Origin of the sequence: Brevibacillus sp. MCWH, assembly GCF_013096935.1 — a bacterium.
In the GTDB taxonomy this organism is placed as follows: Bacteria; Bacillota; Bacilli; order Brevibacillales; family Brevibacillaceae; genus Brevibacillus; species Brevibacillus aydinogluensis.
Window position 1 is genome coordinate 1 of sequence record NZ_SDLF01000046.1, and the last position, 1,955, is coordinate 1,955.

Annotated in this window: 2 rRNA genes; both read left to right on the top strand. The window is 56.2% G+C overall.

From position 1 onward, the window contains the following. The first annotated feature begins 2 nt into the window (after positions 1–2). Positions 3–119 (top strand): 5S ribosomal RNA (gene rrf, locus ETC00_RS19190). 74 nt (positions 120–193) lie between these two features. Then, positions 194–1,955, top strand: a 23S ribosomal RNA gene (locus tag ETC00_RS19195); the annotation flags it as partial.

Consider the following 1,955-nt stretch of genomic DNA (forward strand, 5'->3'; position numbering starts at 1 on the left):
TGTCTGGTGACGATGGCGGAGGGGACACACCCGTTCCCATTCCGAACACGGCCGTTAAGCCCTCCAGCGCCGATGGTACTTGCCCCGAAGGGGGCCGGGAGAGTAGGACGTTGCCAGGCGGCTGCCTGACGGCAGCAGCACTTCGTTCCTTGAAAACTGGATACTGCATGGAAAGCTGAGGATAATCCTATGTGGTTAAGTTACTAAGGGCACACGGTGGATGCCTTGGCGCTAGGAGCCGATGAAGGACGCAGCGAACTGCGATAAGCCTCGGGGAGCGGTAAGCACGCATTGATCCGGGGATCTCCGAATGGGGCAACCCACCATCCGTAATGGGATGGTATCCGTCACTGAATCCATAGGTGACGTGAAGGCACACCCGGTGAACTGAAACATCTAAGTAGCCGGAGGAAGAGAAAACAACAGTGATTCCGTCAGTAGTGGCGAGCGAACGCGGAAGAGCCTAAACCGCAGGGTTTACTCTGCGGGGTCGTGGGACGTCTCACGTGGAGTTACAAAAGACACCTGTAGGTGAACGGTCTGGGAAGGCCGACCAGAGAGCGTGACAGTCGCGTAACCCAAACAGGTGTCTCTCCGAGACGGATCCCGAGTAGCACGGGACACGTGAAATCCCGTGTGAATCTGGCAGGACCATCTGCTAAGGCTAAATACTCCCTAGCGACCGATAGCGAACCAGTACCGTGAGGGAAAGGTGAAAAGCACCCCGGGAGGGGAGTGAAAGAGAACCTGAAACCGTGTGCTTACAAATAGTCGGAGCCCGTTTTAGGGGTGACGGCGTGCCTTTTGTAGAATGAACCGGCGAGTTACGGTAGCGTGCGAGGTTAAGTCGAAGAGACGGAGCCGCAGCGAAAGCGAGTCTGAACAGGGCGACAGTACGTTGCCGTAGACCCGAAACCGTGTGATCTAGCCATGTCCAGGGTGAAGGTAGGGTAACACCTACTGGAGGCCCGAACCCACGCACGTTGAAAAGTGCGGGGATGAGGTGTGGCTAGCGGTGAAATTCCAATCGAACTCGGAGATAGCTGGTTCTCCCCGAAATAGCTTTAGGGCTAGCCTCGGAATGAGAGTCTTGGAGGTAGAGCACTGATTGGGCTAGGGGCCCTCATCGGGTTACCGAACTCAGTCAAACTCCGAATGCCAACGACTTATGTCCGGGAGTCAGACGATGAGTGCTAAGATCCATCGTCAAGAGGGAAACAGCCCAGACCATCAGCTAAGGTCCCCAAGTGTACGTTAAGTGGGAAACGATGTGGAGTTGCCCAGACAACCAGGATGTTGGCTTAGAAGCAGCCACCATTTAAAGAGTGCGTAATAGCTCACTGGTCGAGTGACTCTGCGCGGAAAATGTAACGGGGCTAAACGTACCACCGAAGCTATGGCAGTCCTTCGGACTGGGTAGGGGAGCGTTCCAAGCAGCGGCGAAGCCGTACCGGAAGGAGCGGTGGAGCGCTTGGAAGTGAGAATGCCGGTGTAAGTAGCGAAAAGACAAGTGAGAATCTTGTCCACCGAAAGCCTAAGGGTTCCTGGGGAAGGCTCGTCCTCCCAGGGTTAGTCGGGACCTAAGCTGAGGCCGAAAGGCGTAGGCGATGGACAACAGGTTGATATTCCTGTACCACCTCCATTCCGCTTGAGCAATGGCGTGACGCAGGAGGATAGGGCGAGCGGCCTGCTGGATGGCCGTCCAAGCAGCAAGCCTGGTGTGTAGGCAAATCCGCACACCGCCAAGGGCAAGCTGTGATGGCGAGGGAAATGCAAGTACCGAAGTCCCTGATTTCACACTGCCAAGAAAAGCGTCTAGCGAGGAATGAGGTGCCCGTACCGCAAACCGACACAGGTAGGCGAGGAGAGAATCCTAAGGTGCGCGGGAGAACTCTTGCTAAGGAACTCGGCAAAATGGCCCCGTAACTTCGGGAGAAGGGGCGCCCCGGTAGGGT